The organism is Microvirga puerhi (genome assembly GCF_020089865.1).
Classification (GTDB): Bacteria; Pseudomonadota; Alphaproteobacteria; order Rhizobiales; family Beijerinckiaceae; genus Microvirga; species Microvirga puerhi.
Map to the genome: position 1 here is coordinate 71,847 of NZ_JAIRBM010000016.1, position 18,844 is coordinate 90,690.

Genomic DNA, 18,844 nt, shown 5'->3' on the forward strand with positions numbered 1-18,844 from the left:
CTGATCGAGAGGTCCGGCTCAATTGTCTATAAAGGGCGCCGGATATGACCGTGCAGGTGACCGACGGAAGGTTTCGGCAATTTCGGTGTACCATTGCGCATGATCGGTGCCAGGAGAGACGGGCTTCTCCCCGGCGGGCGGATTCATGAAGGCTTCACTACCTTCTGGCAGAAGTGCCGGCAGCCGACCCTTGCCTATCATCCAGTCTCGGATAGTGCCTCGTACACTCGTTGGCGGTGCAGCTGAGAGCACCTCAGCTTCAATGGATATTACGTCCGGCGAACCGTGCTTCTCATCGGGCACTTCTGCCCACTGCGGGATCCACTCTCATCTCTCCTCAAAGCGGCTAGCGTTGGGTCCCCGGAAGACTCCGCGATAATCCCATTTTTGGTATTATAAGCCAATCCAAATCGGCCACGATGCCTCTGAGATTCTGATTCTTATCCATTGAACCAGACCGATGTGAGCAAAGTCTGACCTGTTGAGATGATCCATTCGGCAGGGATCCGTCGCAAACGTTTTGTTTCCCAGTTTCAGCCAATCCGCCTCAGTTCAGTGACGGAGGGTGGTGGGTTTAAGGGTAGGCATTTTGATCGATCCGTGATCCTGCTCTGCGTCCGATGGTACTTGGCTTACAATCTCAGCCTCCGAAATCTGGAGGAGATGACGACCGAGCGCGGCATCTCGGGCGATCTTGAGCGGCATTGAGATGGTTCACATGATGCGCAGACAGCAGGGGAAGTATGCCTGCAATCCGCAGTCATCGCTGGCCGAGCAGTTTGCGTTGCTTGCAGCCTGAACGCTTACAGATTGATGGGCCCTTTCGCGTCCTCTCTCCAAATTTACGACACAACCGGGGTACGGATTATTTCCATCCCTCACGGATAGCTCGACCCAGGTCACTCTTTGGTTAAGTTGACGGTGCCGGAGGTCCACTTCATAAGCACGTCGCGACATCTCCCTGACTATCTTCCGTAAAATTCAGGAGCATTAACATAAACTTTATGTGGCCCCGGCAATACGACAACGCCTGAACATATGACGCGTCTGGGGGCGCGCGCTTCCTGCGGCGATGCGGGCAGGCCACCGAAAGTCGATGCAACTCCTTAACAATCTAAAATTCCTTCATAAACTGGCAATCCCTGTCCTTGTTTTCGTTGCTGTTACAGTCGGCCTGATTGCTTTTGCGATAATCGGCCTGAATACGATGGCAGAGGACACCCAGAAGCTTGTCGATGTCGAAGCCGCGCGTCGTGCCACGACGCTTCAGCTCAACGCTCTCGTGAATGAGGTGACCTCGCAGGAGAAGAACCTCCTGGCGGTCAACAGCCCGGATCGGATCAAGACCATTGCCGACACCTACAATCAGTATAAGGGTCTTGCTCTTCGGAGTGCTGACGAGCTGATCGGCCTTGCGGATACACCGCAACTCAAGTCCATCTATACTGATTTTAAAGCCCGGATCGTCGGCTACTTCGAGATTACGGACAAAAGTGTTGCCCTTGGGTCTCAAAATGATGATGAGGCGGCTCTCGCGATCTCAGATGGTCCAGGACGCGAGGCGCGTGTCAAGCTTCGTGACTATATGAACGAGCGCGTTGCAGCCAGTGGGAAAGCTCTTCAACGCGCCAAGGAAGACGCTCGAGACTTGGCTCAACGTACCGCTTTGGGCCTGATCACGGCGGCTGCAATTGGCATCCTGGCTGCCCTAAGCCTACTGGGAGTTATCACAATCTATGGCATTACCCGGCCGCTCTCTGCCATGACCGCTTCGATGGGCCATCTCGCGAACGGAGATCTCGCCGTGAATGTGATCGGCACGCATCGCAAGGATGAGGTAGGAGAACTAGCCCGCTCGCTGCAGGTTTTCAAGGATAATGCCGTCGAGGCACGCCGTCTGGCAGCTGAGCAGGAGGCGGAAAACCAAGCCAAGATGCGCCGGGCAGAGGTGTTGGATCAGCTCACCAAACAGTTCGAGCGCAACGTTGCTGCTTTGACCCATGGCTTGTCGAGTGCCGCCACGGAGATGGAGGCGACGGCCCAGTCGATGACGGCTGTGGCCAACCAGACCAACAACCAATCGGTGACAGTCGCCTCGGCTGCTCAGCAAACCTCGGCGAATGTTCAGACGGTTGCCGCCGCGACCGAGGAACTCTCCATATCGATCCGCGAGATTGCCGGCCAAGTCACGAAATCCTCCCAGATTTCCGAACAGGCGGTTCAGGAGGCGCACCGGACCAACGAGATGGTGCAGACTCTCGCATCATCGGCCGAGCGGATCGGCGACGTGGTACAGTTGATCAATACCATTGCGGGTCAAACGAATCTGCTGGCGCTCAATGCCACCATTGAGGCCGCCCGCGCGGGAGAAGCCGGCAAGGGCTTTGCGGTGGTAGCCTCCGAGGTGAAGGAACTGGCGACCCAGACTTCCAAAGCGACCGAGGAGATTTCCCAACAGATCAGCTCGGTGCAGCAAGCGACCAGTCGGACGGTGGGCGCTATCCAGCAGATCGCCCGGACGATCTCTGAGATGTCGCAAATCTCGCTCGGGATTGCAGCCGCCATGGAAGAACAGGGAGCGGCGACCGCAGAGATCGCGCGTAATGTTCAAGAGGCGGCCCGCGGCACCGAGCAGGTGACAGGCAGCATCGAGGATGTGCGCCAGGGAGCCGGCGAGACCGGAGCAGCTGCTTCCCAAGTGTTGGGAGCCGCGCAGGAGCTGTCGCGCCATTCCGAGGATCTTAGCCGCGAGGTGACCGACTTCTTGACAGGCGTCCAAGCGGCATAGCGTACGCTGGCCCAGCTGACAACGGTCTGTTTACCGGCTCTGCATACGGAATGAGCCATGAAGGCCTTCAGGCTAGGAGACTCCCAAAGCCCCGTTCAGCCACACGCTGAATTGGGCTTTGCCTATTCTGATAGCCCGCGGGCACTTCGCTAAATTCTCGAGTATGAGGCCGGAACAAGAACTGTTCCGCCCCCTAAATGCTTCCGTCGGGGGCAACCGAGGGACCAGGGAACGTCTGCTTCTCGGTGCGCCCGATATGTCCGATAGTCCTCGATGGCGCTCATGTACCGTTCAACCTTGAAGCGGTTTTCCGGGATCTGCGCCAGCACCCGGATGTGGTAGGGCCGTGTTGTGTCGTTCCGGCACTCGGCAGCGACAAGAGTGCCGACGGCATGATGGATATTGTGAAGCATCATGCCTCTGTCGGGATCTGTCGCAACTCCGGAACAGGAATAAGAAAGCTGCTGGCGGATCATGCCGGCGTTATGTGGCGGGCCCGCAAAACTGCTCGGTGAGCGACAGCTGTTGACTGCAGGCATATTTCGCCTGCTGTTTGCGCATCATATCGATCAACTCGATGCCACCCAGGATCACGCGGGCGCTGTCAGCGGACTTGAAGCCGAGCATCGGACGCACACGGCGTTTGATCGCACGGTGATCCTGTTCGATGCGGTTATTGAGATATCGCCTCTGCCTGATCCTGATCCGCTTCAGCTTGCACCCCGATCTGCCCTGAAACCGACTGGTCGCGTCACAGGACAGAATCACCTCTCGGTTGGTCTGACTGCCGTCAATCACCATGCGCTCGGGCCGGCCATGCCGCTTCCAGTTCACCGCCACGACCCCCACGCCCCTGCATGCGACCAAGCTCCCGCTTCGGGTCCGGCTGTCCGGTCTCTGGCTAATGCTGCAATCCGACAAGGGGATCTCCTCCATCCGTCTGGCCGAAGCGCTTGGCGTCACCCAGCCGACGGCTCGGCGCATGGGTCATGCTCTCCACTTGATGGTTGGGCGCGAGCAGGCGCTGGATGGTGTCGTTGAGATCGACGGGCTCTGGTGGACGGCAAGCCTCGGCGAGAGAAGAACTAATTTCCCACCAGGCGCGGACGCAAAGGCCAGCCGAAGACCCAGAAAACACCGGCGCTCGTGGCCGCGCAGCGACCACCGGATGCGATCGTCGGCGCACCCGCTGGTGAAACGCGAGCCACAGTGATCGAGGATCTGTCCGAGGCCGATCGGGTTCTTACAAAAGCTGTTGATCCTGAGGCTCATCTGATGAGGACGAATGGAAGGCCTTCGTCTCTCTTGGCACTGCGTTTGCAGCCTATAGCACCGTCCATCATAAGGCTCGCGAGTACGCTTGTGGATCGGTGCACATCAACTCGGCGGAAGGTTTCAATGATCGGGTCCGCTGCACCGTCTCAGGCGTGTTCCACCACATCAGTCCTCATCTGGCCGATCCGTACTTCAACGAGATTGGCTTTCGCTGGTCACAGCGGGCGGTCACTGGTCAGGCGCCACCGAGCGTGCCAAGGTGCCAATGAGTAGCAGGTACAAGGCGCGAGCCAGTCGTCGGTACCGGAGCGGGCGAACGCCCACGCACCCGCTGCCCACGCCGCCGACCTGGACCGTGGCCCGATGGCGAGGGAGAGATCGGCCTCTTGGCATCACAGTTACCCACTCGGCGCCTTGGCTTGCGGCAGGGATGTCCGAATCTGGCAAGCTGGTGACGCATCCGGTCAAGCAGGGTTCACGGATCGGCCTAGGATGCTCCTGCGCGTCCATCCGACGTGCGTTGCTTGGTTGCGCCCCGATCGGCTCGTATGACCCGTATGCCCCGAAGATCCGGTCGATATCGCCTGACAGGCGCGAGCATGGAAGGGCGGCTATGGTTAAGCATGTGTCGCGACCAGCAGATCGTCCACGGGGCGAGTCAAAAGTGAAGAGGATGCAATGACGGTTGCACGCCCGTCCATCTTCTGGATCACGATCACCCTCATCGCACTGGTGATGCTGGTGCTGTTGCGCGAGATCCTGCTGCCATTCGCCGTCGGCATGGCGCTTGCGTATTTGCTGGCTCCGGCCGTCGATCGGTTGGAACAGGCCGGGATCAATCGCTCGCTCGCAGCCTTGCTGCTTGTCTTGTTGCTCGCAGTGGGTTTTGCCGGGCTCGCGCTGGTGATGCTGCCCGCCTTAATTGGAGAGCTGCGGTTCTTCATAGACGAATTCCCGCGCTATGTCGCACGTGTCCAGTCTCTTATCGCCGACAAGGAGCAATCCTGGCTACCCAAGATCCTAGGTCCGGAGCACCGGTTAGAGGAATCGATCACCCACGCTGCGGCCGCGACAGGCAGCGAATGGCTCGATGACCTGATCCTCTCGGTCTGGGCAAGCGGAAAGGCCCTGTTCTCCCTGCTCTCGCTAATCGTCGTGGTTCCGATCGTCAGCATCTACCTGCTGTCCGACTGGAACCGGATGATCGTCACGATCGATGGATGGGTTCCTGCCAAGCATCGGGCGGATGTACGCGCCCTGGGACAGGAGATCCACGAGACGGTCTCCGGTTTCGTGCGTGGTCAGGTCGTCATCTGCCTGATCCTGGCCGTCTTCTACGCCACTGCCCTGCGGCTGACTGGGATCAACCATAGCATCTTGATCGGCATCACGACCGGCCTGATCAGCTTTGTCCCCTACCTTGGACTCGGGGTCGGCCTCGTCGTCGCCTCGTGTGTCGCGGTTGCCCAATTCTGGCCCGACTGGACGCCTCTGCTCATCGTGGCCGGCATCTTCCTGGTCGGGGAGATCCTCGCCGATTATGTTCTGTCACCGCGGATCATCGGCAGCCGCGTCAAGCTCAATCCGGTCTGGCTTATGTTCGCGCTGTTCGCATTCGGATATCTCTTCGGATTCGTCGGCCTGCTCATTGCCATTCCGCTTGCCGCATCCCTCGGTGTCGTCCTGCGGTTCGCGCTAAGAGAGTTCCTGGCGGGCCCGGATGCCGTCGCAGGACCGGATTTAAGGGGCGCGACCTTCCCGAAGGTCGATGCCTCCAGGACCGAGAGAGATCGTGCAATCCTACGAGGCGGTCTCGACCTTGATGCTCCATGAAGCAACGGCTGACCGCCAGGAGTTCAGCCTGAAACACCCAGAGGGGCTACCCGCATTGTGTAGAGGCCAGTCGGACCCACACAACCGAAGCGCTGGCCAAGAACTGCCGCATTTCCTATCCGACGTTCGAACGCTCGGAATTGTTGTCGTCGCGGAGCTGCCCGCAGATTATGATCGTTCCGACACGTCCCCGCGCGCCATCCATCGGGAGGCTGCCGACGATGTCCCATCGCAAGCGCCAAAGACGCCTGGAAGAGCACTACGGGACCCAGCTCGCGCCATGGCTGGCCGGCATTCTGGGAGCCTGTGTTCTGCTGATGCTGGCGATCTATGTCGCCACGATGCCTCTCTGAATCCGAACGGTGTCGACGATCGGGCCGGGAGAGGTTGGGCAATTGCAGCGTGGCACCTGACGTGTTCATGTGACGGTCCAGCGACGGCCGGACTGAGGTCCCAGTTGTGCCAATTCCTGACCTTGCGAGTGGCGGCGCGGCTGAGTGCTATGTTTATTAAAGGCTTACGGCCTCGGGTTCGTGGCAAACCACTTCAATGTTGTGCCCGTCCGGACCAGTGACGAAAGCTGCGTAGTAGTTCGCATGGTAGTGCGGGCGCAGACCAGGCCCACCGTTGTCTTTCCCACCCGCCTCTAGAGCTGCGCGATAGAAAGCTTCGACTTGCTGGCGGTTCTCGGCCATGAACGCCAAGTGAAGATGCGCCGGTTTCTCTTCGGTTTGGTACAGGCACAATGAAGCCTTACCCTTTGGGCTAAGCTCGACACCCAACGGCCCCTCCCAGACAACAGCTACGCCGAGCGGTTCGAGTGCCTTGAGAAAGAACGCTTTGCTCGCCGCATAGTCGCTGACTCCGAATTTGACGTGGTCAAACATGAGTTCTCCTGACGGAGGGGCCTGCGCGAGGCCGAATATCCGCTATCCTGATGTACATCAACGGACTTGGTGGCACAGAATTGGGCCGTGTGACTCAGAGGTAGGCTCCCAAAGGCGATTTCGCAGAACGGACCTATGGGATAGAGCAAACGAATAGTCCGGAATGGGTCACGAGCGGATATTGAGCGAAGCCGTGTGAAGGTCCGCTCTTCACCCGTGAACGGACGTCCTCGCTGAGGTCAGCGCAAGATCTGTTCCCGATCATACGCTAAGATAGAACTGATCAGGAACTCGCCTTTCCGCTTCTTAATAATCCCGTCGTCTGGCGCCGAGCGCACTTACTGGGAAACAGCAACTCGGCGCTCTCGGCGGTTAGCCGGAACCCTACTGGTAACGATATCCGGAACGTAACGTGTGGATACGGAGGTTAGCAGCTGTACGGGGTTCGTGGATCTCGCACCAATGTCCGGCTCCTCAGGAGTGAGTGAGCCGACAATCTGCGAGGTGATCGATGGCGCGCCGGTAACTCTTATCCCCTGACGAACGCCAGGCTTTGCTCGGTATTTCAGACGATGAGGAAAGCCTGATCCGGCACTACACCCCGTCTCCGCAGGATCGTATTCAAGCCGAAGTCCGCCGACGTCCTCACAATCAGTTAGGTTATGCGGTCCAGCTCTGCATCATGCGCTATCCCGGCCGGGTCTTGGGTATGGGCGAGGATCCGCCCGCTGCAGTGGTCTCCTATGTGGCGGAGCAACTCGGGATCACCCCTGGTGCCTTCGCGTCCTATGCGCGGCGCATCCCGACGCGCTTTGAGCACAGTCACCGCCTGGCGAAATACCTTGGCGTCCGGACCGCGACGCGAGACGATCGTCGAGCAACCCTTCTCGCAGCTGCCGAGGCCGCAGGCGCGACCGAAAATGGTCTACCGATCATGAACGAGTTGCGCCGCCGCGGAGTTCTTCTCCTGCCGGATGCCGCTCTCGAGCTTCCCCTTCCACTGAATCCGTAATGTTGTTGTCAGCCTGGCGCGATACCGCTGCGGTATGCGGCCGGCGCATTTACCCAGCAACGCACCTTATGGCTACCTTCGGCCATCAGGGGGGGCATTTCAGCCCGGCAGCGGTTGACGGCGAGTGGGCAGCGCGGATGGAAGTGGCAGCCCCGAGGCGGATCGATGGGGTTAGGAACGCCTCCCTCGAGTACGCTGTCCGGCTGCGCAACCGCGGGATCCGGGATAGGAACCGCGGCCAATAGGGCCTGCGTGTAGGGGTGTCGCGGCGACCGGTACAAGTCCGCCGTAGAGCCCTCCTCCACCACCCGTCCCAGATACATCACCGCGACGCGGTCGCTCACATGCTCGACGACCCGAAGGTCGTGCGAGATGAACAGGTACGACACGCCGAACGCCTGCTGCAGATCTTCGATCAGGTTGAGAATTTGAGACTGGATCGACACATCGAGCGCGGAAACTGGCTCGTCGCAGACAATCAGCTTCGGCTTGAGCGCAAAGGCGCGCGCGATGCCGATCCTCTGCCGCTGTCCCCCGCTGAACTGATGCGGGTAGCGTTGGTAATGCTCCCGGCGCAAACCGACAATGTCGAGGAGCTCCAGTACCCTCCGGTGCCGGCTGTCCGCATCGCCGATGCCGTGGATAATGAGAGGTTCACTGATCGTGTCGCCGATCGATTTGCGAGGGTTAAGAGACGAGAATGGATTTTGGAACACCATCTGGATCCGGCGGCGTACCTCCTTGAGTTCGCCCTCACGCAACGTCGAGATATTGTGCCCGTCAAAGAGGATTTCTCCGGCGGATGGCTCGTCAAGGCGTACCAGCATGCGCCCGAGCGTCGACTTCCCGCATCCGCTCTCGCCCACAAGTCCTAAGGTTTCCCCGGCGCCGATCATCAAGTCCACGCCGTCGACGGCCTTGACGCTACGCTCACTTTTGCGAAACAGACCGCCTGGAAGCGGAAAGTGCCGCACAAGTCCGCGAGCGACGAGCAGGGGCTGCGGCCCGGCGCTTGCCCCGCCCGAGTCGGAGTCAATAGGGGGGCGGCCGTCCGGCTCATGGCCCGTTGCGTTCACGCGTTCCGCCATAATGTGCCCTCCCCTGCCCGCTGCGGATCGAGATACAGCCAGCACCGAACCTTCTGTGCTTCATTTCCATTTGAGGAATCTCGTGGTTCTGCCAAGGGCGGCTCTTCCTTGCGGCATCGTTCATACGCGTGAGGGCAGCGATCCGCGAAACGGCAGCCGGTCGGCAGGTTTGCAAGACTCGGTACTATGCCGGGGATCGTGTTAAGGCGGCGACGCTCACCGCCTCCGCGGGAAGCCGGGATCGAGGCCAGCAAACCCTGAGTGTAGGGATGAAGCGGCGTTGCAAAAATATCCCCGACGTCGCCATGTTCAACGATCACGCCCGCGTACATCACACAAACGCGTGTCGCCATGCGGGCTACAACACCAAGATCATGAGTGATCAGAAGAAGCGAGGCGCCCGTTTCAGACTTGAGCCGATTCAGCAACCGCAGGATCTGAGCTTGAATTGTGACGTCGAGCGCCGTGGTCGGCTCATCCGCAAGCATCAGCTTCGGGCGGCATGCCAGGGCAATCGCAATCATGACGCGCTGGCGCATGCCGCCCGAGAGTTGATGAGGGTAGGCCTTGTAGCGCTCTTCCGGTGACGGAATACCGACTAGGTCGAGCATCGCTATAGCGCGTTTCCGCGCCTCGGCTCGGGAGAGCTTCTCGTGAACCCGAATCGCCTCCTCGATCTGCCAGCCGACCCGGAACACGGGATTGAGCGACGTCATGGGCTCCTGAAACACCATCGACACCGCCCGGCCGCGGATTTCACGCATCCTCTTCGTAGTAAGGCGCGCCAGATCGCCCACCCCTTGAAGTACTGCCCGCCCACCGACGATCCGTCCCGCCGGCTTCGGCAGGAGACCCATGATCGCAAGGGCAGTCATGCTCTTGCCACAGCCCGACTCGCCGACGATGCACAGCGTTTCACCTTTGCGGATCGTAAACGAGATGCCGTCCACGGCCCGCACCACCCCCGCTCCGAAGTGGAGATGCGCCTTCAGGTCCTCAACCTGAAGGACAGGGTCGTCCTGCGCCGTCGCGGGTTCGTCGAGTCTGTCGAGAGCCTTTGTCCCGCCTATGATCATTCCCCCCATACCTCGCGGTAGACACGCAGCAGATTGCCGCCCATGACCTTATCAATAGCATCCTGAGAAAATCCGCGTCGCTGCAGCGCGTCGGCCAGGCGCGGTGTATATGCGAGGCTCTCATAGCCTTCCGTCAGGCGGGACTCGAACTGGAACCATGGACCGAGCACCGCTGTCACCTCGGGATAGATCCCGCGCGGACCGAAGCTCTTCTGCCACTCCTCCTCCGACTTGTACTTGTTCTCGGAGAGGTCGCTGCCGAAGGCCACATGATCAATGCCGACGAGATTGACCATGTAAACGACCTGCTCCGCCCAGTCATCGATGGTCGGACGAGCCTCGTGCCGAACCATAGGCGGCCACAGGGTAGCACCGACGGTGCCACCCGTTCCGGCTGCGGCACGGATGAGGTCGTCTGGAATATTGCGCAAGCTATTGCAGCGAGCGCGTGCATTGGAATGACTGAAGATCACGGGCCGCTTCGAAAGAGCTAATATGTCGGCCGCGGTGCGATAGCCAACATGAGAGAGGTCGATGAGCATCCGAAGCTCATTCATCAGCTCGACCCAGCGTCGCCCCTTGTCCGTGAGGCCATCATCGCCTCCTTTGGCTAGCACTCCGCAGCCGAAGCCGTTGCGCTCCATATAGGTGGGCTGCAGGATTCTGAACCCGACGCGCTGCAGGATGCGAAGGAGTTCCACATCTTCCTCGACAACGACGGAGTTCTGCGCGCCCAGAATGATCGCAAGCTTGCTGTCCTCGCGCGCCTGCTCGATGTCCCGCACCGAGAGAGGAATGCAGGCAATATCTCTATTCGCGTCGATCGCGGTGAGCGTCCGTGCCAGATCCCGCATCGCCGTGTTGAAGTCATGCGGCGGCCGGATCGACGTCAGGTTGATCGCCGTCACTCCCCCTTCCAGGGTACGGAGCATCTGGTCCCGTGTCACCGGAGCACAGTTCAGTCCGTCGATCACTGCGGAATGTTTTCTCAAGATCTCGAGCTGCATCGTCTTTCCCCTTCCAAGATATCGACCCGTCAAACTTCACTGCACAGGAGCGCAACCCGAGTTTCACCCTCATATGCGTTCATCAAACTGAGGATCGAGCGCATCGCGCAACGTATCGCCAAGAATGTTGAAGGCCAGAATGACGAAGGCGATTACGATCCCCGGTGCCAGTGATACAGCCCAGGACAGGCTGACGTATTTTCGGCCGTCGCTGATCATGCCGCCCCAAGTAGGTGTCGGAGGCTGAACGCCGAGCCCCAGAAAACTCAAGGTCGCTTCGAGCAGGATCATGCGTGCGATCTCGAAGCTCGCGTAAACGATGATCGCGGAAAGGATGTTGGGAAGAATGTGCTGGGTCATGATCCGGATGCGGCTTGCACCGATGGAGCGGGCCGCGTCGACGAACTCGAGATGACGGACAGTGAGAACGGACCCACGCACCACACGGGCGAAGCGCGGCCAGCCCGACAGGCCCATGATGATGATCAAGTTGGTCAGTGACGGGCCAACGACCGCAACGATCGCAATGACGAGTAGGATCAGAGGAAAGGCGAGCTGGATGTCGATCAGACGCAGGATCACTGCGTCAGCTTTGCCACCGTAGAATCCCGCCACGAGGCCCGCGCCGATGCCAACGAGGCCGGATACGGCGACGGCGAAGAGACTGACCAGAACGGTGATGCGCGTACCCTCAATAATGCGGGAAAGCGTATCGCGCCCGAGCTGGTCGGTCCCAAGCCAGTAACCCGCGACGCCCTTCTCAGCCCACACGGGCGGCACGAGGCGAAGCGACAGATCTTGGGCAAAAGGATCGTGTGTTACCAGAAAGCCTGGCACGAGGGCGCAAACAAGGACGATTCCAAGGATCACCAGGCTGATCCTTGCCGGCCAGGAGTCGAGCATCCGCGCCGCGACTTGTCTCAGGCGACCTTCAGGCTTCTCCGAAGCAGGTAGTGCGGGTGCCATGGTGTCGGCGCTTGCTTTCAGCTCAGCCATCGCATGTCACCGGTAGCTGATGCGTGGATCGAGAATGGCATAGAGCAGGTCGACGATGAGGTTCACCGCCACGAAGATTGTCGCAAAGACAAAAACGACTGCCTGCACTACGGGGAAATCGCGGGCGTAGATCGCCTGAATGGCCAGTCGGCCGACTCCGGGCCAGGAGAAGATCGTCTCAGTGACGACGACGCCTCCGAGCAGGAGACCAACCTGGAGGCCGATCACTGTGAGCACCGGAATGAACGCGTTGCGCAGAGCGTGGAACCATATGATTTTCGACTCCCACACGCCCTTGGCGCGGGCGGTACGGACATAATCCTGTTTCAACACGTCCAGCATGCAGGACCGCGTTACACGGGCGATAAGCGCAACGAGGTTGAAGGCGAGAGTCGCTGCCGGGAGAATGAGTTGTCCGAAGCTTCCCCTTCCCCCGGTCGGAAGCCAGCGCAGCCAGACGGCGAAGACGATGATGCCGACGACCCCGAGAAAGAACGAGGGCACGGCCTGACCGAGCAACGTGACGAGCCTGATGCTGACATCCGTTGCCGTTCCACGCCATACAGCTGCCATTACGCCGGCTGGAATCCCGAATAGAAGCGCAAGCGCCATGGTGGCCGCCGCGAGTTCGGCTGTCGCCGGAAGTCGCTCCAAGACGAGACTCATCGCCGACTGGCCGAAACGCAACGAGGCTCCAAAATCTCCGACGAGCGCGTTGCCTGCAAAGCGAATGAACTGCGTCCACAAAGGCTGATCCAAGCCGTTGACCATCCGGAACGCCGCGCGAGCCTCATCCGTCGCGTTCGGCGGCAGCATCAGGTCGGTCGGATCACCGCTCAGTCGTGTCAGCAGAAAAGTAATCACCAGAATGCCCGCCAAAACCGGGAGCGTAAGGATCAGGCGCCTGGTGACATATGTGCCCATCAGGAACGCTCCTCAGGGTTCGGCAGCTGCAATGCCGGATTTGCATTAGGGTACCGGCGGCACGAGAGAGCCGCCTGCTCTTGCGATATCCGGCCCCAGGGAGTGTCGCTGGAGCCGGGATGCGGCGATTGCCGGTCAGGGCTTGAGTGTGACGTTCTGCAGGAAGAACCGCTGGTCGCCGCGCGGGACGATGCCATCGAGCTTATTGCTCACCCCATAGAAATCGTAGCCGCCGAAGAGAAAGACCACCGGCGCCTCTTCGTGCATGAGCTGCGCGGCCTTGCGGTAGATCGCAGCGCGCTTCTCGCGATCGATCTCCTGGGCACCTGCATCGATCAGCGCGTCAAGCTCTGCGTTACGAATATACGAATAGCGCCAGGTAGAGCGGTATTGCGCCAGCTGGAAGTCGGGGTCGTCGAGAGGTGCGAGGCCAAGATAGGCGAGCGGCCACAGCTCCCTGGCGCGCAGTTGCCGCAGGAACTCGCCGGGCTCGAGCGATGTCATTTTGGTGCGCACGCCGACCTTGGCGAGCATTCCGGCGATGGCCTCGGACACTTCACGATCCTGGGCATAGCGCCCGGAGGGAAATTTGAACACGATCTCAAACCCGTTTGGATAGCCAGCCTCGCTCAGAAGCGCCTTTGCCTTTGCCGGATCGTAGGGATAGTCATGCAGAGAAGGGTCATAACCGAGCTGTTCCTTGCGCAGCAGCTGCCCATTGAGCGCAAAGGCCCGTCCGGCGAAGAGGCTGTCGATAATCGCCTTCTTGTCGACTGCAAAGTTGAGCGCCTGGCGTACCCGCTTATTCTTCAGCGGGCTGTCGTGCTCTTCCAGCGAAGATTGCACGAGCTGAAAGATGCGGTAACTGGGAATCTCGACAACCTTCCGATCCGGCTGGTTGTTGATCTCATCGATGGCCGAGATCGGGATGTTGGTTGCGAAGTCGTATTCACCGGTCACGAAGCCTGCGACGCGCGCGGTGTCGTCGGGAACAGGGCGCCAGATCACACGGTCAACGCCGGTTGGCCCCTTACCCCAATAATCTGGGTTGCGCTCCATGACCAGGCGGTTGTCCTTCACCCATTCCAGAAGCTTGAAGGGACCGGTGCCGATCGGCTTTTGCCCATAACCATCAAGGCCGACGCTCGCCCAATACGCGGGAGGTATAACGTAAACCTGGGTCAGCATCAGCTCGAATGGAGGATACGGATGCTTGGTGTGCACCGTCACCGTCATGTCGTCGAGCTTTTCGACCCGGTCGAGAGCAGCCGCGTAATTCGCATAGGCCGGCGCCTGCTTCGGATCCATGAAGACCTTGAAGCTCTGCACGACCGCGTCGGCGTTCAACGGCTCACCGTTGCTGAACTTCACATTGCGGCGAAGTGTGAGCTTTATGGCCGTGGGAGAGATTTGTTCCCACTTCTCCGCCAGCATTCCCTCCGGTTTTCCGGTCACAGGATTCGTCCAGAGAAGCGACTCGACGATTGCACCGCCCGCATTGAGATTGTCCGATGCGGTGGTCCCGTTAGGCCAGAGGGTTTGTGGATCGAATCCTTGGGCGATTGTGAGGGTCTTGCCCGCTTGCGCCCATGCGGGAGAGGTTATGCCTGAGCTCCCTAGAGTGACTCCAGAGGCCATCAGTAGAGCAACGGCAGCTAACAGCGAACGGCGAGTCCTCTGCATCCTCTTCTCCCATGTTGCGTTGAAGCAATTTTCAAATCTCTGGTTCAATATTTTTTGTAATTTTTCTTATCATACGCAGTGGGAATGAATTTACAAATAAAATTTTCACTTTACTGTCGGCTCAGCAACCAGCTGTGGAGCGCAATTTGTCCGAAGGAGTTTTCGCGCGGCCCGCGCCCGCTCGTAACGAACTCGAGAGTGATGCACTCGGCGAGCGCATTCGTCATCTGCGCAAGGCGCGCGGGAAGTCGTTAAAGGAAGCTGCGATAGAAGCGGGTCTTTCCGTAAGTTTCCTCAGCCAGATTGAGCGCGGTCTATCATCGGCATCGGTTCGCACGCTCGCACGCCTCGCGGATGCGCTTGAGGTAGGTATCGGCGAACTGTTCGGCCCGGCACAGGATGAAACCGACAATCACCATCGCATCGTCGCGCGCGCATCCGAGCACAAGAGCCTCGACATGCGCAGCACTGGCGCGGAGAAGCGCTGGATGACCCCGTTTGATCAGACGCCAAGACTGGACTTGTATCTCATCACACTCGAACCCGGCGGCAGCTCGGGCGATGTCGCATACATTCATGAAGGCGAAGAGGCAGGCCTTGTCATGGAAGGCGGCATGGAGCTCATCGTCGATGGACGCAGGCATGTTCTAGGCGAAGGAGACACCTTCCGCTTCGCCAGTGCAAGGCCTCACCGCTTCATCAATGCAGGCACGCGGCCCGCGCGGATCCTGTGGGTCAACTATCGCGATCCCCCCAAGTGACCAGATCGGCGAATTCCCGCCGGCGGAATTCGAAATCCTCTGCATGACATAGGAGAGAGACATGTCGTCCCAAGTCGCCACGCTGCCTAGCCAAAGCACGCGCCCAATGGTGTTAGATGGCCTGAATTGCGCAGCAGTAACGCGCGATCAGTTCGAGCGTACTCTCGAGGGGGGCATCTCGGCAATCAATCTCACCGCGGTCCAGCCTTGGTCCGACCTGACGAAGAGTCTGAAGGAACTCGAGTCCAACCTCAGCGCGATCGAGGCGATGAGCGACATCGCCGTGATCGTGAAAACCGCGGACGACATCGAGACTGCGCACCAGGAAGGCAAGCTCGGCGTCATCATCGGCTCTCAGAGTTCATTGATGGTGGAGAGCGATGTAACTCTTCTCGCTACCTTCAAGCGCCTCGGAATGAGGATCCTGCAGCCCACCTACAACGAGCCCTGCCTCTTCGGACAGGGCGCTCCCGACATGGGGGAAGCCGACAAGGGCATCACCGAGGCCGGCCGTGCCTGGGTGGCAGAGATGCACCGCAACGATCTCCTTATCGACCTCTCCCATTGCGGCCATCGCACCAGTGCAGATTATTTGGCGGAGGCAAAGGAGCCGGTTGTGTTCAGCCACGCCAATGCCTTTGCAGTATGCCCGAGCCCTCGCAACAAGCCGGACGAACTGCTGCGCGCCATTGCGAAGAATGGCGGCCTTATCGGCGCGGTCATGTGGGCGCCAGCGGTCAAGCACGAGACGCGCCCTACCCTCGACGATTATCTCGATCACGTTGACCATATGGTCAACGTTGCAGGTATCGAGCATATTGGCTTCGCCAGCGACATCGCGGAAGGTTTCCCACAGGATCGTGACAAGTGGGAGAAGTCCTTTGGCCCGCGCGGCCTTTATCCGAATATCACAGGAATCCTTGGCCCTTGGTATGAATGGGACACCCGCCTGAATGTGGATTTCTCATCCATCGTGCATACGCCACGGATTGTCGATGGATTGCGCCGGCGCGGCTATTCAGCCGGGGATGTCGACAAGATCCTTTCCGGCAACTGGCTCCGTGTCCTCCGAGACGTATGGGGTTAGGACTTGTAGGAAGGGTTTTGTGGCAAACCTTATCGGATAGAAACACGCAAGGACGTTGGCCGACATCCATGCCACAAGCCGCTCAAACTGTTTGGCGGCGGCGGAATGAAGAGCGAGCAAGGCCTCGAAGCAGCCTTTGGAGGTTCCGCTTACTATCGAGCGGAAAATCGGGCGCTCATTGTGGATGCTGTCGAATTGGCCCGGGCTCGATCGACATTGGTGTGGTAGCCCCGTCCGAGCTATCCACATCAGGAGAACAGCCTTGAAATACATACTCATTGTCTATCGCGACGAAGCGGCCTTCGCTCTGGTCAAACCAGCGACACCCACTCTGGCTCTTATATTGCGGACGCGGACGCCCTGAAGGCAGCAGGCGTCTTCGTCGGGGGCGCGCCTTCAGCCATTCTCGACGGCCAGCACTCTGTGCGCAGGCGACACGGTTCACCTTGGGACGGGCTCGCGTCACCCACACGGTGCGACCGTGGGCGTCGCGCGGAGGCAGCTTCGCTTCCGGCACCATGGGCAGGTCGGCCGGCACCCAAGGCTACGGTTCCACCATCAAGAGCCTCGGCTGGAATGCCCTCGTGGGCGAAGCCAAGCTGCTCGGTTGTCGATGTGAGATCCGGTCGCGCCAGCGGAGCAAAAACGATGTTCAGGATGTAGGCATCTCATGGTATCCCTGATCAATCCATCGGAGGAATGTCATGTCCGTCAGGTCGCTGTCTTCCCTGTCAATTCTGTCTCTCTTGGCGGCCGCAGGGGCGGCGCGCGCGCAGGATATCACCATCGCAGTTGCCGGCCCGATGACCGGCGCCGTCGCCTCGATCGGTGAGCAGATCAGGCATGGGGCCGAGTTGGCGGCGGAGGCCATCAACAAGAACGGTGGCGTCAACGGCAAGAAAATTCAGATCTCGATCCAAGACGATGCTTGCGATCCGAAACAGGCAGTCGCCATCGCCAACCGCATCCTGTCGGCAGGTATCAAGTTCGTCGATGGCCATGCCTGCTCCGGCTCGTCCATCCCGGCCGCCGAAGTCTATGGCGAGAACAATATCCTGATGATGAGCCCGGCCTCGAGTGCCCCGAAGCTCACGGACAATGCCGCAAAGAGTGGCTTTACGACAATCATGCGGCTCTATGGCCGCGACGATGCGCAAGGCCGCTTCATCGGACCGTGGATCAAGGAGAACTACGGCACGAAGAAGATTGCGATCTTGCATGACAAGAGCGCCTACGGCAAAGGCCTCGCCGACGTGGTGAAGGAATCTCTCAACGCGGCCGGCATCAAGGAAGTGCTCTATGAGGGTATCAATGCTGGCGACAAGGATTACAGCGCTGTGGTGAATCGTCTCAAGAGCGCCGGTGTCGAGTTTCTCTATTTCGGGGGCTATCACACGGAGGCCGGGCTCATCAAACGGCAGGCGGGCGATCAGAACTACCAATTCCAATTGATGATGGGCGATAGCCTCGCCACGCCTGAATTCTGGTCCGTGGCCGGGCCTGCGGGCGAGGGCACGCTGTTTACCTTCCCGACCGATGCCCGCGAGACCGAGGCGGCTAAGGGCGCCATGGAGCAGTTCAAGCAGATCAACTTTGTGCCTGAGGGCTTCACTCTGTTCTCTTACGCGGTGATCCAGGCGATTGCTGGCGGCATTGCCAAGGCGAACAGCACGGACCCTGTCGCCGTTGCGAAGACCCTACGCACTACGAGCGTCGATACAGTTCTCGGACCCGTCAGCTTCGACGAGAAGGGCGACGTCAAGAATCCACGCTACGACATCAATGTCTGGAGGGACGGTAAGTACAGCAAGCTGACGCAGTAGCGACGGTGAAGGCTTCGGATAAGCAGGAGTCGAGCCTTTGATTGTCGAATCCGGGAGCTCCGCTCGCGGGTTCTGTGCGATCTCAGCATTGCCGATGCTGCAGAACCTCAAAAGCTTGCAAGGATCACTTCCGGTATCCTATATCGCCTCGTGAGGAGGCAGGGCAAATCTGCACTTGGCCCCAACTGCAAGTGACCTCTCCTGCCCAAGCAGGAGAGGTGACTGGTGCTTCGACTTGCAAATGTCAGTCTAGAGTCCAGTAGCATTAACCGTTCCACCAGTCGTTCCATTGGCTAGCAAGGGTTAACGCTAACCTCCTAACCAGCTGATCTGGCGGCCATAGGCCGGCACGCGCGGCACCAAGGCTGAGCCGGTCGAGGGCGAGCATCTGCTCTACAGTTCCTTGACCTGCGAGCCGAATGCTCAGGTGAAGCCGATCCACCCGAAGGCCATGCCGGTCATTCTCACGACGGACGGAGCCTTGCAGATCATCGCCTGAGCGAGCGAAAGGATGCCGCGTAGTCGGCGCGCAAGGTCCCCTTTGTGCCAGAAGCTGACCTTCCGGTTCGCGCAAATGCGGCAACCGTCCACGCCTGAACACGCT

The 18,844-nt window shown here is 59.6% G+C and carries 13 protein-coding genes and 6 pseudogenes; 10 read left to right on the plus strand and 9 right to left on the minus strand.

From position 1 onward, the window contains the following. Nucleotides 1–555: 555 nt before the first annotated feature. Together K9B37_RS18510 and K9B37_RS18515 are read left to right on the plus strand one after the other, a co-directional pair. A pseudogene (locus K9B37_RS18510) lies at nucleotides 556–693 on the plus strand (IS6 family transposase); the annotation flags it as partial. A gap of 403 nt (nucleotides 694–1,096) precedes the next feature. After that, on the plus strand, nucleotides 1,097–2,788 hold the full coding sequence (locus K9B37_RS18515) for a methyl-accepting chemotaxis protein (RefSeq protein WP_224315010.1): 1,692 nt from the start codon (nucleotides 1,097–1,099) through the stop codon (nucleotides 2,786–2,788). Between the two features lie 483 nt (nucleotides 2,789–3,271). On the opposite strand, the pseudogene K9B37_RS18520 reads toward K9B37_RS18515, so the two are convergent. Next, nucleotides 3,272–3,613: pseudogene (locus K9B37_RS18520) on the minus strand (DDE-type integrase/transposase/recombinase); the annotation flags it as partial. On the opposite strand from K9B37_RS18520, the pseudogene K9B37_RS18525 reads away from it, so the two are divergent. From K9B37_RS18525 to K9B37_RS24690, 3 genes and pseudogenes are all read left to right on the plus strand, one after another. After that, nucleotides 3,576–4,305 (plus strand): annotated as a pseudogene (locus K9B37_RS18525) (IS1595 family transposase); the annotation flags it as partial. The pseudogenes K9B37_RS18520 and K9B37_RS18525 sit on opposite strands and share 38 nt — an antisense overlap. Nucleotides 4,306–4,741: 436 nt before the next feature. Beyond that, a complete protein-coding gene (locus K9B37_RS18530) occupies nucleotides 4,742–5,896 on the plus strand; it encodes an AI-2E family transporter (RefSeq protein ID WP_224315011.1) in 1,155 nt (384 codons plus the stop codon). A 221-nt stretch (nucleotides 5,897–6,117) separates the two neighbouring features. After that, nucleotides 6,118–6,249 carry a hypothetical protein gene (locus K9B37_RS24690; RefSeq protein ID WP_255616663.1) on the plus strand — a complete coding sequence of 44 codons (132 nt, stop codon included), beginning with the start codon at nucleotides 6,118–6,120 and terminating at the stop codon, nucleotides 6,247–6,249. Between the two features lie 156 nt (nucleotides 6,250–6,405). Here K9B37_RS24690 and K9B37_RS18535 read toward each other — a convergent pair whose 3' ends face one another. After that, nucleotides 6,406–6,783 (minus strand): VOC family protein, encoded by a 378-nt coding sequence (locus K9B37_RS18535; protein ID WP_224315012.1) that lies wholly within the window; start codon nucleotides 6,781–6,783, stop codon nucleotides 6,406–6,408. 538 nt (nucleotides 6,784–7,321) lie between these two features. On the opposite strand from K9B37_RS18535, the pseudogene K9B37_RS18540 reads away from it, so the two are divergent. Then, nucleotides 7,322–7,795, plus strand: a pseudogene (locus tag K9B37_RS18540) (DUF4158 domain-containing protein); the annotation flags it as partial. 8 nt (nucleotides 7,796–7,803) lie between these two features. Here K9B37_RS18540 and K9B37_RS18545 read toward each other — a convergent pair. The 6 genes from K9B37_RS18545 to K9B37_RS18570 all read right to left on the minus strand — a co-directional run bounded on the left by K9B37_RS18545 (nucleotide 7,804) and on the right by K9B37_RS18570 (nucleotide 14,569). Continuing rightward, nucleotides 7,804–8,883 carry an ABC transporter ATP-binding protein gene (locus tag K9B37_RS18545; RefSeq protein WP_224315014.1) on the minus strand — a complete coding sequence of 360 codons (1,080 nt, stop codon included), beginning with the start codon at nucleotides 8,881–8,883 and terminating at the stop codon, nucleotides 7,804–7,806. Continuing rightward, nucleotides 8,868–9,959: an ABC transporter ATP-binding protein gene (locus K9B37_RS18550; protein WP_224315015.1), complete on the minus strand. Its 1,092-nt coding sequence runs from the start codon at nucleotides 9,957–9,959 to the stop codon at nucleotides 8,868–8,870. Before K9B37_RS18550 ends, K9B37_RS18545 begins: the two co-directional genes overlap by 16 nt. Then, the gene (locus K9B37_RS18555; protein WP_224315016.1) at nucleotides 9,956–10,966 is read right to left on the minus strand and encodes a dipeptidase; all 1,011 of its coding nucleotides are present in this window, start codon (nucleotides 10,964–10,966) and stop codon (nucleotides 9,956–9,958) included. Before K9B37_RS18555 ends, K9B37_RS18550 begins: the two co-directional genes overlap by 4 nt. 69 nt (nucleotides 10,967–11,035) lie before the next feature. Further along, the gene (locus K9B37_RS18560; RefSeq protein WP_224315017.1) at nucleotides 11,036–11,962 is read right to left on the minus strand and encodes an ABC transporter permease; all 927 of its coding nucleotides are present in this window, start codon (nucleotides 11,960–11,962) and stop codon (nucleotides 11,036–11,038) included. A 6-nt stretch (nucleotides 11,963–11,968) separates the two neighbouring features. Beyond that, entirely contained in the window at nucleotides 11,969–12,886 is a 918-nt protein-coding gene (locus tag K9B37_RS18565) for an ABC transporter permease (protein WP_224315018.1), read from the minus strand. Nucleotides 12,887–13,021: 135 nt separating this feature from the next. Further along, entirely contained in the window at nucleotides 13,022–14,569 is a 1,548-nt protein-coding gene (locus K9B37_RS18570) for an ABC transporter substrate-binding protein (protein WP_224315019.1), read from the minus strand. A 146-nt stretch (nucleotides 14,570–14,715) separates the two neighbouring features. Here K9B37_RS18570 and K9B37_RS18575 point away from each other — a divergent pair, with 146 nt between their 5' ends. Next, the gene (locus tag K9B37_RS18575; protein WP_224315020.1) at nucleotides 14,716–15,330 is read left to right on the plus strand and encodes a cupin domain-containing protein; all 615 of its coding nucleotides are present in this window, start codon (nucleotides 14,716–14,718) and stop codon (nucleotides 15,328–15,330) included. Between the two features lie 61 nt (nucleotides 15,331–15,391). Then, the gene (locus tag K9B37_RS18580) at nucleotides 15,392–16,417 is read left to right on the plus strand and encodes a dipeptidase (RefSeq protein ID WP_224315021.1); all 1,026 of its coding nucleotides are present in this window, start codon (nucleotides 15,392–15,394) and stop codon (nucleotides 16,415–16,417) included. Nucleotides 16,418–16,844: 427 nt separating this feature from the next. Here K9B37_RS18580 and K9B37_RS18585 read toward each other — a convergent pair. Continuing rightward, a pseudogene (locus K9B37_RS18585) lies at nucleotides 16,845–17,020 on the minus strand (sulfurtransferase); the annotation flags it as partial. A gap of 101 nt (nucleotides 17,021–17,121) precedes the next feature. Here K9B37_RS18585 and K9B37_RS18590 point away from each other — a divergent pair. Then, nucleotides 17,122–18,240, plus strand: a complete 1,119-nt coding sequence (locus tag K9B37_RS18590) for a branched-chain amino acid ABC transporter substrate-binding protein (protein ID WP_224315022.1) — start codon at nucleotides 17,122–17,124, stop codon at nucleotides 18,238–18,240. A 346-nt stretch (nucleotides 18,241–18,586) separates the two neighbouring features. Continuing rightward, nucleotides 18,587–18,715: pseudogene (locus tag K9B37_RS18595) on the plus strand (SOS response-associated peptidase); the annotation flags it as partial. Nucleotides 18,716–18,844 lie beyond the last annotated feature (129 nt).